The sequence below is a fragment of the Serratia marcescens subsp. marcescens ATCC 13880 genome (assembly GCF_017299535.1).
GTDB lineage: Bacteria > Pseudomonadota > Gammaproteobacteria > Enterobacterales > Enterobacteriaceae > Serratia > Serratia marcescens.
Genome location: NZ_CP071238.1, coordinates 4,410,567 through 4,423,008, shown reverse-complemented (window position 1 = coordinate 4,423,008; position 12,442 = coordinate 4,410,567). Strand labels below are relative to the sequence as shown.

Genomic DNA, 12,442 nt, shown 5'->3' with positions numbered 1-12,442 from the left:
GTTCCGTTTAATAATGGTCGTTTTACTCGCAACATCTATGGATAATACGCACATTCCGCTGGAAGTGGTATCCGGCAAGGCCAAAAACAGAGAATGACGTGATGGATATCGTATTTATTGAAGAGCTTACCGTAATTACCACCATTGGCGTTTATGAGTGGGAACAGGGCATTCGTCAGAAGCTGGTGTTCGATATCGAAATGGGCTGGGATAACCGGCCGGCCGCCGCCAGCGACGATGTAAATGACTGTCTGAGCTATGCCGATGTCAGCGACGCCGTGATCCAGCATGTTGAGTCGAACCGCTTCGCGCTGGTGGAGCGCGTGGCGGAGGAAATATCCGAAATGTTGCTTCAGCGCTTCAATTCCCCGTGGGTCCGTATTAAGGTCAGCAAACCGGGCGCTGTAGCACATGCCAATCGGGTCGGCGTGATCATTGAGCGCGGCACTCGTCCCGCATGATTTTATGTCATCTGCTTGCAACGAAAGACCGTTAAACTGGTCTTAATCCTGAGAATTGTTTTAGCGGCATTGTCTTTTAAGCACTGCCGCTTTTTTATGTGATGGCCGTTATTTTATGGGGTGAGCGAAGCACATGGCTGACATGCATTCACTGTTTATTGCGTTTGTTCTTGGGGTTGTCGAAGGGTTAACCGAATTTCTGCCGGTGTCTTCCACCGGGCATATGATTATCGTTGGCGAGTGGCTGGGTTTTACCGGCGACAAAGCCAAAACCTTTGAAGTCATCATCCAATTGGGGTCGATCCTGGCCGTGGTGGTGATGTTCTGGCGCCGGTTGTTCGGCCTGATCGGCATCCATTTCGGCGGCAAGCCAGTGGAGCACGAGGGCAAAACCAGCGGCCAACTGAAGCTGGGGCATATCCTGCTGGCGATGATCCCGGCGGTGGTGCTGGGTCTGGTATTCCACGATGTGATTAAATCGCTGTTCGCGCCGAAAAACGTGATGTACGCGTTGGTCGTCGGCGGCCTGCTGTTGCTGGCGGCGGAATGGCTGAAGCCGAAGAAACCGAGAGCGGAAGGGCTGGATGACATCACCTACCGCCAGGCGTTCATGATTGGCTGCTTCCAGTGCCTGGCGCTGTGGCCGGGTTTCTCCCGTTCGGGTTCCACTATCGCCGGCGGTATGCTGGTGGGCGTAAACCGTTATGCGGCGTCCGAGTTCTCCTTCATCCTGGCGGTGCCGATGATGATTGGCGCCAGCGGTCTGGATCTGTACAAGAGCCTGCACTTCTTGACCTGGGGCGATCTGCCGATGTTCGCCGTCGGTTTCGTGACTGCCTTCGTGGTGGCGCTGATTGCGATCAAGACCTTCCTGTCGCTGATCAAACGCATCTCGTTCGTGCCGTTCGCCATCTACCGCTTTATCGTGGCGGCCGTGGTTTACATGGTATTCCTGTAAGCACGATGGCAAGTAAAAAAACCCCGCTCTGCGGGGTTTTTTTATGCCTGATCGTTGAGGATGGTTTGGTTGAGCTTCCAGTCGGCCAGCGCCTGCTGGCGACGGCGTTTGAGCTCATCGCGGATCGCGGTGCCCTGCAGCCCGCTGGCTACCACCTCTTTAATCGATACCGCGTTCGCCACCTGATACGCCTGGCGCAGATAGTCGCCCTGCGGATAAGGATTCTCCTCAAAGCCGGTGCGGCCGCGCGCGTCCGCTTCGCTGGTCAGGATCATCTGCTCCAGCCTTTGGGGCTTGCGCCAGACGTCGATGGCGTCGAACAGCTTCAGCAGGGTCTCCGGCCGCAGCTTGTTCACGGTGTGGATCAAATCATGGTACTCGGCCACCAGCTTGCTCAGATCGCGCACCGGGTTGGGCACCCGCAGCCGCTGGCACAGCGCCTCGACCAGCCGTACGCCCGCCGGGCCGTGGCCGTGGTGATGCGGCCAGAACGCTTTCGGCGTCAACCCTTTGCCAAGATCGTGGCACAGCGTAGCGAAGCGCACGTCCACCTCCGGCGTGAGGCGGGCGGCCATCGCCAGCGCCATCAGCGTGTGTACGCCGGTGTCGATCTCCGGGTGCCACTTGGCGGGAGCCGGCACGCCGAACAGCGCGTCGATTTCCGGGAACAGCACCGCCAGCGCATCGCAGTCGCGCAGCACCTGAAAATAGACCTGCGGGCTCTGGCTTTGCAGCGCTTTTTCAGTTTCTTTCCAGACGCGTTCGGCGGTCAGCGCGGCCAGTTCACCGCTGTGCGCCATCCGGCGCATCAGGGCCAGCGTTTCGTCGGCGATGCGAAAACCCAGATGAGCGAAGCGAGCATTGAATCGCGCCACGCGCAGCACGCGCAGCGGATCTTCGCCGAACGCGTCGGAAACGTGGCGCAGCACGCGCGCCTGCAGATCGGCCACGCCGCCGTAAGGGTCAATCAGTTCCCCTTCGGTGGAACGGGCGATGGCGTTGATGGTCAGATCGCGCCGCAGTAGATCGTCTTCCAGCGTCACGTCCGGCGCGGCATAGCAGGTAAAACCGGTGTACCCCTGGCCGGATTTGCGCTCGGTGCGCGCCAGCGCATACTCCTCGTGGGTATCGGGATTGAGGAACACCGGAAAATCTTTGCCGACCTGCTGGTAGCCCAATGCCAGCAACTCCGCCGGCGTGGCGCCCACCACCACCCAATCATGATCGACCACCGGAATGTTGAGCAGGCTGTCGCGAACGGCGCCGCCGACCAGATAAATCTGCACTGTTGACTCCTGAATATCGTGTAAGGCCCTGTCTATCAGATTACATGAATTGGCCGCGGGATGTCGGCGCCAATGAAAAAGGCGCCCGCAGGCGCCCATACTCAAACTGAACGATACTGAAATCAGTTCATCCAGCGATTGTTGTTCTTGCGACGCGGGATCAGGTGCGGCAACAGCAGGCCCAACAGCAAACCGACGCCGGCAACGCCGCCGCCGTACATGAACCACTGCAGGATAATGGTGCGCTGCTTGTCGTCGAGCTGCAGGTTAACGGCGTTGACCTTCTTCTGCGCAACCACCAGCTGGTTTTTCAGATCCTGGTTTTCCTTCTGCAGGCTGCTGATGGTGCTGTCGCTGCCTGCGACTTTTTCCTGCATTTCCGAGGTACGCTGGTTCCAGGTGTTATCGATGTTGGCCAGTTTGTCGGTCAGGGTTTTCACCTGCTGTTCCAGCTCCGGCACGCGGGTGCGCAGGCTTGGCGTCTGGCTGAGCTGATCGAGCGGGATCCAGGTGGTGCGGCCTTTCGGATCGCGGATCTGGCCGTAATTGGTGCTGTCGTTGACGCTCAGCAGGGTCACTTCTTCACCGGCGTTCAGAGTGCCGACAATACGGTACTGATTACCTGGGCCGCTATGGACGTAAGTGCTTAACTCATCGGAGATATAGCGTTTATCTTCGGCATGTGCGGCCCAAGTGATGCTGAAGCTCAGCGCGGCAAGGAAAATCAGGCGTAATTTCTGCATTAGTTCATCGTTTCTGGGTGAATTTATGGAACGATAGTAGAGGGTTCAGTCTGACGACGCAACGCCAAAACCGGAATGAGAACTATCTTACTGTGGCTGATTCTGTGAGTTGCGCAGCGTTTTATAACGTAACAGGTTTTTTCTACAGTTAGCAGGGTTAAGGCGCCGGGAATCGCGGTAAGATAATGACAACTGTGCGTCAGTGGGCAGCATACGGCGGGCCGAGCGCGCCGCGCTGAAACCGACGCGAATGCGTAACTTATTGGTGTTAAAGAATTATGACCGTTGAAATTGAACTGAAATTCATCGCCGCGCCGCAAGCGGTGGCCGCTCTGCCACACTGGCTCGCCGCCTGGCCGCATCAGCATTCCGCGCCGCAAAAGCTGACCAACATTTACTTCGAAACGGCCGACAACTTCCTGCGCCGTCACGACATGGGGCTGCGCATTCGCGGTTTCGACGATCGCTTTGAGATGACCATCAAAACCGCCGGTAAAGTGGTGGGCGGCCTGCACCAGCGCCCGGAATACAATGTCGCTATCGCCGAGCCGCAGCTGGCGTTGGCGCAGTTCCCTGCCGACATCTGGCCGCAGGATTGCGATATCGCGGCGCTGCAGCAGGCGTTGCAACCGCTGTTCCGTACTGATTTCGTGCGTGAGAAGTGGGTGGTTACTTACGGCCAAAGCGAGATAGAGATTGGCTTGGATCAGGGTGAGGTGCGCGCCGGTGATCTCAGCGAAGCCCTGAGTGAGATAGAACTGGAGTTGCTGAAAGGCAATACCGCCGATCTGCTGGCGTTGGCCGGTGAGCTGGCGGCGCACGACGGGCTGCGTCAGGGCAGCCTGAGCAAGGCAGCGCGCGGTTACCACCTGGCGCAGGGCAATCCGCCGCGTGAGGTGCGTCCGCTGCGGGTGCTGAAGCCGGCGGCGAAGGCGACCGTAGAGCAGGGGATGATCGCCGCCTTCGAGCTGGCGCTCAGCCACTGGCAGTACCATGAAGAGCTGTGGCTGCGCGGCGACGCGCAGGCGCGCGCTTCGGTGATTGAGGCGGTCGGAACGATCCGCCAGGCGCTGGTGATCTTCGGCGGCCTGGTGCCGCGCAAGGCCAGCGCCGACCTGCGCGCCCGCCTGACCGAGCTCGAACCGCTGTTGGCGGACAAAACCGCGCAACCAGAGACCCTGTGCTACAGCGCGGTCTACCTGCAATGTAAGTTGGCGCTCACATCATGGCTGGTGAGCGGCGCCTGGCGACCGTTTATCGACGCCAAAGCGCAGGCCAAGCTGGATGGTTCTTTCAAACGCTTCAGCGACATCATGCTGGGGCGCAGCGGCGCGGAGCTGAAAGAGGCCTTCAGCCGTACGCTGAACGAAGATGAATATCAGGAACAATTGCCGCGCCTGACGCGTCAGATTTCGGCGCTGGTCCTGCTGTCGGGCGCTTATCCCGACGAGCAGACCGGGCCTTATATCGAGGCCTGGCGCGAGCTGCAGGCGGCGCTGAGCGAGCGCCGCCAGGGCTGGTATGAAGCCAGCCGCAAACAGGCCTTATCGCATGCGCCATTCTGGTTAAACGGCGCGCTTCGTTAATCCAGCCGGCCCGCCAGCCGTGGGCCGCAGAACGGGTCATACACTATGTCGCCACTTTCAGCCGCGTTACAGGCTCAGGCACAGCAGATTGTGCAGCGTTTTCAGGAAGTTCACGGCGCGGACTGCGCCTTCAGCGAGCAGGAACAGTGGGTGCTGGCGTCGAGCGATTTCGTCAGCGACGCGCTGCTCGCTCAGCCTGCCTGGCTGGCGACGCTGCGCGAACAGCCGCCGGCGCCCGGCGAGTGGCAACACTATGCCGCCTGGCTGCAGGACGAGCTGGAAGAGGTGCGCGACGAGGCGCAGCTGATGCGCACGCTGCGTCTGTTTCGCCGTGAAACGCTGGTGCGCATCGCCTGGGCGCAGGCTCAGGGGCTGTGTTCGACCGAAGAAACGCTGCTGCAGCTGAGCGGACTGGCGGAAACGCTGATCGTCAGCGCGCGCGACTGGCTGTACCAAACCTGCTGCCGCGAATGGGGCACGCCGTGCAACGCCGCCGGCGAGCCGCAGCCGCTGTTGATCCTCGGCATGGGCAAGTTGGGCGGCGGCGAGTTGAATTTCTCGTCGGATATCGATCTGATCTTCGCCTACCCGGAGAACGGCCAGACCCAGGGCGGACGGCGCGAGCTGGACAATGCCCAGTTCTTCACCCGCCTCGGCCAGCGGTTGATCAAGGCGCTGGATCAGCAAACCATCGACGGCTTCGTCTATCGCGTGGACATGCGGCTGCGGCCGTTCGGCGACAGCGGCCCGTTGGTGATGAGCTTCGCGGCGCTGGAAGATTATTATCAGGAGCAGGGGCGCGATTGGGAGCGCTATGCGATGGTGAAGGCGCGCCTGATGGGCGGGGCGGAAGACGCCTATAGCCAGGAGCTGCGCAAAACCCTGCGGCCGTTCGTGTTCCGCCGCTACATCGATTTCAGCGTCATCCAATCTTTGCGCAACATGAAGGGCATGATCGCCCGTGAAGTGCGGCGGCGCGGTCTGAAGGACAACATCAAGCTGGGCGCCGGCGGCATTCGAGAAATCGAATTCATCACTCAGGTATTCCAGCTGATCCGCGGCGGCCGCGAGCCGGCGCTGCAGGGGCGTTCGCTGCTGCCGACGCTGCAGGCGGTGGGTGAGCTGGGGCTGTTGGAGGCCGAGCAGGTGCGGGCGCTGAGCGCCGCCTACCTGTTCCTGCGGCGGCTGGAGAACCTGTTGCAGGCGATCGGCGATCAGCAAACCCAGACGCTGCCGCAGGAGGCGCTCGATCAGGCGCGGTTGGCCTACGGCATGGGATTGGCGGATTGGCCGGCGCTGATGGCGGCGCTGGACGCGCACATGCAGGCGGTGCGCGCGGTGTTCGACGACCTGATCGGCGACGATAGCCCGGATGTCGGTGAAGATCCCGACTACCAGCACTACCACAGCCTGTGGCAGGACGCGCTGGAGGAGAACGAGCTGGCGCCGCTGACGCCGCACCTCGACGAAGAGGCGCGTCGACAGATGCTGCGCACCATCGCCGATTTCCGCCACGACGTCGACAAACGCACCATCGGCCCGCGCGGCCGCGACGTGCTCGATCAGCTGATGCCGCGCCTGCTGGCGGAGGTGTGCCCGCGCCAGGACGCGCCGACCGCGCTGGTGCGGCTGGCGCAGCTGCTGCTCAGCATCGTCACCCGCACCACCTACCTCGAGCTGCTGGTGGAGTATCACGCGGCGCTCAGCCATCTGATCCGCCTGTGCGCCGCGTCGCCGATGGTCGCCAACCAGCTGTCGCGTTACCCGCTGCTGCTGGACGAACTGCTGGATCCGGCCACGCTGTATCAGCCGGTGGCGCTGGACGCCTACCGCAGCGAGCTGCGGCAATATCTGCTGCGGGTGCCGGAAGACGACGAAGAGCAAAAGCTGGAGGCGCTGCGTCAGTTCAAACAGGCGCAGCAGCTGCGCATCGCCGCTGCGGATATCGCCGGCGCGCTGCCGGTGATGAAAGTGAGCGATCACCTGACTTATCTGGCGGAGGCGATCATCGACGCGGTGGTGCAACAGGCCTGGAGCGACATGGTGGCGCGCTACGGCCAGCCCACCCATTTGCAGGAGCGTGAGGGGCGCGGCTTTGCGGTGATCGGCTACGGCAAACTGGGCGGTTGGGAGCTGGGTTACAGTTCCGACCTCGATCTGGTGTTCCTGCTGGATTGTCCGCCGGAGGTGATGACCGACGGCCATCGCTGCATCGACGGCCGCCAGTTCTACCTGCGGCTGGCGCAGCGGGTGATGCATCTGTTCAGCACCCGCACCTCTTCCGGCATTCTGTATGAGGTGGACGCGCGCCTGCGGCCTTCCGGCGCCGCGGGGATGCTGGTCAGCACCGTCGAGGCGTTCGCCGACTACCAGCAAAATGAAGCCTGGACCTGGGAACATCAGGCCCTGGTGCGCGCGCGCATCGTGCATGGCGACCCGGCGCTGCATCAGCAGTTCGACGCGATCCGGCGCGAGATCCTGTGCAAAACGCGCGATCCGGAGACCCTGAAGCGCGAAGTGCGCGAGATGCGCGAAAAGATGCGCAACCATCTCGGCAACAAGCAGCGCGATCTGTTTGATATCAAAGCTGATGAGGGCGGCATTACCGACATCGAATTTATCGCCCAATATCTGGTCTTACGCTATGCGCCGGGTGAACCGCGCCTGACGCGTTGGTCGGACAACGTGCGCATCTTCGAGCTGATGGCCAATTACGACATCATGCCGGAAGAGGAGGCGCGCGCGCTGACCCAGGCTTATGTCACCATGCGCGACGAGATCCACCACCTGGCGCTGCAGGAGCATTCCGGCAAGGTCGACAGCGAGCTGTTTGCCGCCGAGCGCGAGCAGGTGCGCGCCAGCTGGGCCAAATGGCTGGATTGATACCTTTTTGCGGGTATTCCGGCGGTCTGTGGTAATATCTGCGCCACTAAAATTTTGTTCTTTTTTGGAGTTATCGGATGAAAGTTACGCTGCCTGATTTTCGCCGCGCCGGTGTGCTGGTGGTCGGTGACGTCATGTTGGATCGCTATTGGTATGGGCCGACCAGCCGCATTTCACCGGAAGCCCCGGTGCCGGTGGTCAAGGTCGATACCATCGAAGAGCGTCCCGGCGGCGCGGCTAACGTGGCGATGAATATCGCTTCGCTGGGCGCTACTTCCCGCCTGGTGGGTCTGACCGGCATCGACGATGCGGCGCGGGCGCTGAGCGCCAAACTGAATGAAGTCAACGTGCGCTGCGACTTCGTCTCGGTGCCGACCCATCCGACCATCACCAAGCTGCGCGTGCTGTCGCGCAACCAGCAGCTGATCCGTCTCGACTTCGAAGAAGGCTTCTCCAACGTCGATCCGCAGCCGATGCTGGAGCGCATTCAGCAGGCGTTGCCGCAGATCGGCGCGCTGGTGCTGTCCGATTACGCCAAAGGGGCGCTCAGCCAGGTGCAGGGCATGATCCAGCTGGCGCGCGCCGCCAAGGTGCCGGTGCTGATCGATCCGAAAGGCTCTGATTTCGAGCGCTATCGCGGCGCGACGCTGCTGACGCCGAACCTGTCCGAGTTCGAAGCGGTGGTGGGCCACTGTAAGGATGAGGCGGAACTGGTGGAACGCGGCATGAAGCTGGTGGCGGATTTCGAGCTGTCGGCGCTGCTGGTTACCCGCTCCGAACACGGCATGACGCTGCTGCAGCCTGGCGTTGAGCCGCTGCACTTGCCGACTCAGGCGCAGGAAGTGTTTGATGTGACCGGCGCCGGCGACACCGTGATCGGCGTATTGGCTGCCTCGCTGGCCGCCGGCAACTCGCTGGAAGAGTCCTGCTTCCTTGCTAACGCCGCCGCCGGCGTGGTGGTGGGCAAGCTCGGTACGTCTACCGTGTCGCCCATCGAGCTGGAAAACGCGGTGCGCGGCCGCGCCGAAACCGGCTTTGGCGTGATGACCGAAGCGCAGTTGAAAAATGCCGTGGCGCAGGCGCGTCAGCGCGGCGAGAAAGTGGTGATGACCAACGGCATCTTCGACATTCTGCATGCCGGCCACGTCTCTTATCTGGCCAACGCCCGCAAGCTGGGCGATCGCCTGATCGTGGCGGTGAACAGCGACGCCTCGACCAAACGCCTGAAAGGGGAAAAACGCCCGGTCAACGCGCTGGAGAACCGCATGATCGTGCTGGGCGCGCTGGAAGCGGTGGATTGGGTGGTGCCGTTCGAAGAGGACACGCCGCAGCGCTTGATCGCCGACATCTTGCCGGATCTGCTGGTGAAAGGCGGCGATTACAAGCCGGAAGAGATTGCCGGCAGTGCGGAAGTGTGGGCCAACGGCGGCGATGTCAAAGTGTTGAACTTTGAAGACGGCCTGTCGACCACCAACATCATCAAAGCGATCAAAGACGGGCGCGGCTAACGCCGGGCGACGTAAAGTACAAGGGCGCGCGGTGCGCGCCCTTGGCGGGAATTATTCGTCTTCCTGCTTGGCGGCCGGCGCCGCACTCAGCTTGCTTTCCAGCTCGGCCATGCGCTGCTCCAACAGCGCCAGCTTCTCGCGGGTGCGCAACAGCACCTGAGTCTGCACGTCGAACTCTTCGCGGTTAACCAAATCCAGACGGGTCAGCTGCGACTGCAGCACCTGACGGATTTTTTTCTCAACGTCTTCCCCGAATTCACGAACGCCTTTAGGCATGGACTCATGAACCTGGCGTGCGATTTGTTCGATTTTTTTCGGGTCAATCATGGCGTATCCCTTTCAGAGTTTAATAGCTGCCGCTTAGTGTAATGCGAGTTGCCCGTCGGATAAACCATTAAGCGCATTCGCCGTACGTGGCCGAATTGTGCTTTTGCCAATTGCCCTGCCTACCCATTAGCGTTATAGTCATCTTGCTTATTCTCAGGGCGGGGTGAAAGTCCCCACCGGCGGTAAATCACCTTCTACGGTGAAAGCCCGCGAGCGCTCAGCCAGCCTGTAAAGGCCGGTTAGAGGTCAGCAGATCCGGTGTAATTCCGGGGCCGACGGTTATAGTCCGGATGGGAGAGAGTAACGGTATCTGCCGGGCATGCGCCCGCTTGCGTTATTTTTTTAGCTATTGCTAGCTACTCCTCAAGATCGCCCTGGTTCTGGTAATCCATAATTTTTAATGAGGTTTTTTACCATGAATCAGACGCTACTTTCAGACTTCGGCACGCCAACAGAACGCGTTGAACGCGCGATCGACGCACTGCGCAACGGGCGCGGCGTAATGGTGCTCGATGATGAAAACCGTGAAAACGAAGGTGACATGATCTTCGCCGCGGAAACCATGACCGTTGAGCAGATGGCGCTGACCATTCGCCACGGCAGCGGTATCGTGTGCCTGTGCATCACCGAAGAACGCCGTCAGCAGCTTGAGCTGCCGATGATGGTGACCAACAACTCCAGCCAGTTCCAGACCGCCTTCACCGTGACCATCGAAGCGGCGCAGGGCGTGACCACCGGGGTTTCCGCTTCCGATCGCCTGACCACCATCCGTGCGGCGGTGGCAGACAGCGCCAAGCCGAGCGACCTGAACCGCCCGGGCCACGTGTTCCCGCTGCGCGCGCAGCCGGGCGGTGTGTTGAGCCGTCGCGGCCACACCGAAGCGACCATCGATCTGGTTTCCATGGCCGGTTTCAAACCAGCCGGCGTGCTGTGTGAACTGACCAACGACGATGGCAGCATGGCGCACGCGCCGGAAGTGATCACCTTCGCCAAACAGCACGACATGGTGGTGCTGACCATCGAAGATCTGGTGGCCTACCGCCAGGCGCACGAGAAAAAAGCCAGCTGATAGCCGGCCGCTTTCAACGATAAAAAAGCCGCGTAAAGCGGCTTTTTTTGTGGCTAGCGTTTTGACAGGCGTTCGCCGATGCGGCTGGCGTAATTCATCACGTGGAAGGTGTAGTTCTCCTCCACCGTGCCCTGGAACAGGTGCGCCCAGGGGCCGATGGCGTAGATGCCGAGATCTTCCCCGCCGTGCGTCTCGCTGTTCAGCGGCACCAGCGCCGGCTGAATAAAGTCGGGCGCGGTGGTTTGCTCCATGGTCAATGCCGGGCGCTCGGTCAGCGGGATCGCGCCGCCGGGGCCATTGGCGAAACCGAGGGTGGTGTAGGGCTTGCCGTCGCTGCCCAGCCGAGGTTTGCCGTCGACGCCGACGGAAATGCCGAGGATAGGATTGCCGCGCTTGGCATAGCCGGCGATGGTCAGCGTGTGGCTGTGATCGCCGGTCACGATCACCAGCGTGTCGTCCAGATCGACCTTATCGACGATGGTTTTCACCGCTTCGTTCAGGGCGACCGCGTCGCTCAACGTGCGGTAGGCGTTGCCGTTATGGCTGCCGTGATCGACGCGCCCACCCTCCACCAACAGCAGATAACCCTCAGGATTCCTGGACAGAATATCGATGGCCTTGCCGGCCATTTCCGCCAGTGAGGGTTCTCCCGCCGCGTCTTGTCGCCGGTCGTGCTCGAAGTTCATGTGCGACGGCTCGAACAGAGCCAGCAGATGGTCGACGTTGCCCGGTTCGATTTTGTTGAACTGCGCCTGATTCCAGACGTATTGCCCGCGCTCGCCGTAGCGTTGCAGCCAGGCCTGCGTCAGGTCGCGGCCGTCCTTTCTGGCACCTTTCTTGCCGGGGTATTCCGGATCGCTCACGCTGTCGGGCAGGAAGTTGGCGCGCCCGCCGCCCATCGCTACGTTCAGGCCGTTGCCGTACTTCATTTCCACCAACTGGCGCGCGATGTCGCGGCAGCCTGCGGCCAGGGCATTTGCCGGCATTTTGGCGTCAGACTCCCAGTCGCGATTGGCGATATGGGCATAGGTGGCGCCCGGCGTGGCGTGGGTAATGGTGGCGGTCGTCACGGCGCCGGTGGACATGCCGAGCGTTGCGGCCATCTCCCACAGCGTGGTGACGGCCTTGGTTTGCTGATCCTCGCAGTTGTTGAGGGTAGCCGTATGATCGAGACCCATCAGATCGTTGATGGTTTTGACGCCGGTGGTCATCGCCACCGCGCTGGGCGCAGAGTCGGTGATTTGGGCGTCGGCGGAGTAGGTTTTGGCCGCCGCCAGATAGGGGAAGGCCTCCCAGGCCAACACGTTGGATTCGCCGTCCACGCCGCGCTGCTGCCCTTCAAAAATGCGGGCGGCGGTCACGGTGGAAAACCCCATGCCGTCACCGACGACCAGAATGACGTTTTTGGCGCGGTTGGTGTTTGGGGTTTGTTTCAGTCGCTGTTGCAGCTGAGCTTGCGCCTGAAGGAAGTAAGGATCTTCGCGCTGCGTCAGCTGCGCGTTGTCCGCCGCGCCGGTGGTTGCCGTCCAGCCGGCGAGTAAGAACATGGAAAGCGCCAGGCGGGTTGCCAGTGTGAGTCTGAACATGAATTCCTCCTTGGTGAGACGTAATTCCCATCGCG

Annotated in this window: 10 protein-coding genes and 1 riboswitch; of the genes, 6 read left to right on the top strand and 4 right to left on the bottom strand. The window is 61.2% G+C overall.

The window, feature by feature from the left end:
* Positions 1 to 101: 101 nt before the first annotated feature.
* Positions 102 to 461: a bifunctional dihydroneopterin aldolase/7,8-dihydroneopterin epimerase gene (folB, locus tag J0F90_RS21055; RefSeq protein ID WP_033639356.1), complete on the top strand. Its 360-nt coding sequence runs from the start codon at positions 102 to 104 to the stop codon at positions 459 to 461.
* A 133-nt stretch (positions 462 to 594) separates the two neighbouring features.
* The gene (gene bacA, locus J0F90_RS21050) at positions 595 to 1,419 is read left to right on the top strand and encodes an undecaprenyl-diphosphate phosphatase (RefSeq protein ID WP_033639357.1); all 825 of its coding nucleotides are present in this window, start codon (positions 595 to 597) and stop codon (positions 1,417 to 1,419) included.
* 41 nt (positions 1,420 to 1,460) lie between these two features.
* Here the strand turns inward: bacA and J0F90_RS21045 are convergent, their stop codons facing one another.
* Both J0F90_RS21045 and J0F90_RS21040 read right to left on the bottom strand, forming a co-directional pair.
* A complete protein-coding gene (locus J0F90_RS21045; RefSeq protein WP_033639358.1) occupies positions 1,461 to 2,705 on the bottom strand; it encodes a multifunctional CCA addition/repair protein in 1,245 nt (414 codons plus the stop codon).
* Between the two features lie 122 nt (positions 2,706 to 2,827).
* Positions 2,828 to 3,448 carry a TIGR04211 family SH3 domain-containing protein gene (locus J0F90_RS21040; RefSeq protein WP_016930153.1) on the bottom strand — a complete coding sequence of 207 codons (621 nt, stop codon included), beginning with the start codon at positions 3,446 to 3,448 and terminating at the stop codon, positions 2,828 to 2,830.
* A 278-nt stretch (positions 3,449 to 3,726) separates the two neighbouring features.
* On the opposite strand from J0F90_RS21040, the gene J0F90_RS21035 reads away from it, so the two are divergent.
* The 3 genes from J0F90_RS21035 (at position 3,727) to hldE (ending at position 9,425) form a co-directional block, all read left to right on the top strand.
* On the top strand, positions 3,727 to 5,034 hold the full coding sequence (locus tag J0F90_RS21035) for a CYTH domain-containing protein (protein ID WP_033639359.1): 1,308 nt from the start codon (positions 3,727 to 3,729) through the stop codon (positions 5,032 to 5,034).
* Between the two features lie 45 nt (positions 5,035 to 5,079).
* The gene (glnE, locus tag J0F90_RS21030) at positions 5,080 to 7,917 is read left to right on the top strand and encodes a bifunctional [glutamate--ammonia ligase]-adenylyl-L-tyrosine phosphorylase/[glutamate--ammonia-ligase] adenylyltransferase (RefSeq protein WP_033639360.1); all 2,838 of its coding nucleotides are present in this window, start codon (positions 5,080 to 5,082) and stop codon (positions 7,915 to 7,917) included.
* Positions 7,918 to 7,994: 77 nt separating this feature from the next.
* Positions 7,995 to 9,425 carry a bifunctional D-glycero-beta-D-manno-heptose-7-phosphate kinase/D-glycero-beta-D-manno-heptose 1-phosphate adenylyltransferase HldE gene (gene hldE / locus J0F90_RS21025; RefSeq protein ID WP_004937214.1) on the top strand — a complete coding sequence of 477 codons (1,431 nt, stop codon included), beginning with the start codon at positions 7,995 to 7,997 and terminating at the stop codon, positions 9,423 to 9,425.
* 51 nt (positions 9,426 to 9,476) lie between these two features.
* On the opposite strand, the gene ubiK is transcribed toward hldE, so the two are convergent.
* Positions 9,477 to 9,752, bottom strand: a complete 276-nt coding sequence (ubiK, locus tag J0F90_RS21020; RefSeq protein ID WP_004937216.1) for a ubiquinone biosynthesis accessory factor UbiK — start codon at positions 9,750 to 9,752, stop codon at positions 9,477 to 9,479.
* Positions 9,753 to 9,897: 145 nt separating this feature from the next.
* Positions 9,898 to 10,058: riboswitch (FMN riboswitch) on the top strand.
* 109 nt (positions 10,059 to 10,167) lie between these two features.
* On the opposite strand from ubiK, the gene ribB reads away from it, so the two are divergent.
* Positions 10,168 to 10,821, top strand: a complete 654-nt coding sequence (gene ribB, locus J0F90_RS21015; protein WP_004937218.1) for a 3,4-dihydroxy-2-butanone-4-phosphate synthase — start codon at positions 10,168 to 10,170, stop codon at positions 10,819 to 10,821.
* A 53-nt stretch (positions 10,822 to 10,874) separates the two neighbouring features.
* Here the strand turns inward: ribB and J0F90_RS21010 are convergent, their stop codons facing one another.
* Positions 10,875 to 12,407, bottom strand: coding sequence for an alkaline phosphatase (locus J0F90_RS21010; protein ID WP_033639361.1), 1,533 nt, complete (start codon positions 12,405 to 12,407; stop codon positions 10,875 to 10,877).
* Positions 12,408 to 12,442: the final 35 nt, after the last annotated feature.

Bases quoted from the DNA above. Each gene is read 5' to 3' on its own strand.
- J0F90_RS21035 (WP_033639359.1), top strand. From the start codon at position 3,727: ATGACCGTTGAAATTGAACTGAAATTCATCGCCGCGCCGCAAGCGGTG.
- J0F90_RS21040 (WP_016930153.1), bottom strand. From the start codon at position 3,448: ATGCAGAAATTACGCCTGATTTTCCTTGCCGCGCTGAGCTTCAGCATC.
- J0F90_RS21010 (WP_033639361.1), bottom strand. From the start codon at position 12,407: ATGTTCAGACTCACACTGGCAACCCGCCTGGCGCTTTCCATGTTCTTA.
- ribB (WP_004937218.1), top strand. From the start codon at position 10,168: ATGAATCAGACGCTACTTTCAGACTTCGGCACGCCAACAGAACGCGTT.
- glnE (WP_033639360.1), top strand. From the start codon at position 5,080: ATGTCGCCACTTTCAGCCGCGTTACAGGCTCAGGCACAGCAGATTGTG.
- bacA (WP_033639357.1), top strand. From the start codon at position 595: ATGGCTGACATGCATTCACTGTTTATTGCGTTTGTTCTTGGGGTTGTC.
- hldE (WP_004937214.1), top strand. From the start codon at position 7,995: ATGAAAGTTACGCTGCCTGATTTTCGCCGCGCCGGTGTGCTGGTGGTC.
- ubiK (WP_004937216.1), bottom strand. From the start codon at position 9,752: ATGATTGACCCGAAAAAAATCGAACAAATCGCACGCCAGGTTCATGAG.
- folB (WP_033639356.1), top strand. From the start codon at position 102: ATGGATATCGTATTTATTGAAGAGCTTACCGTAATTACCACCATTGGC.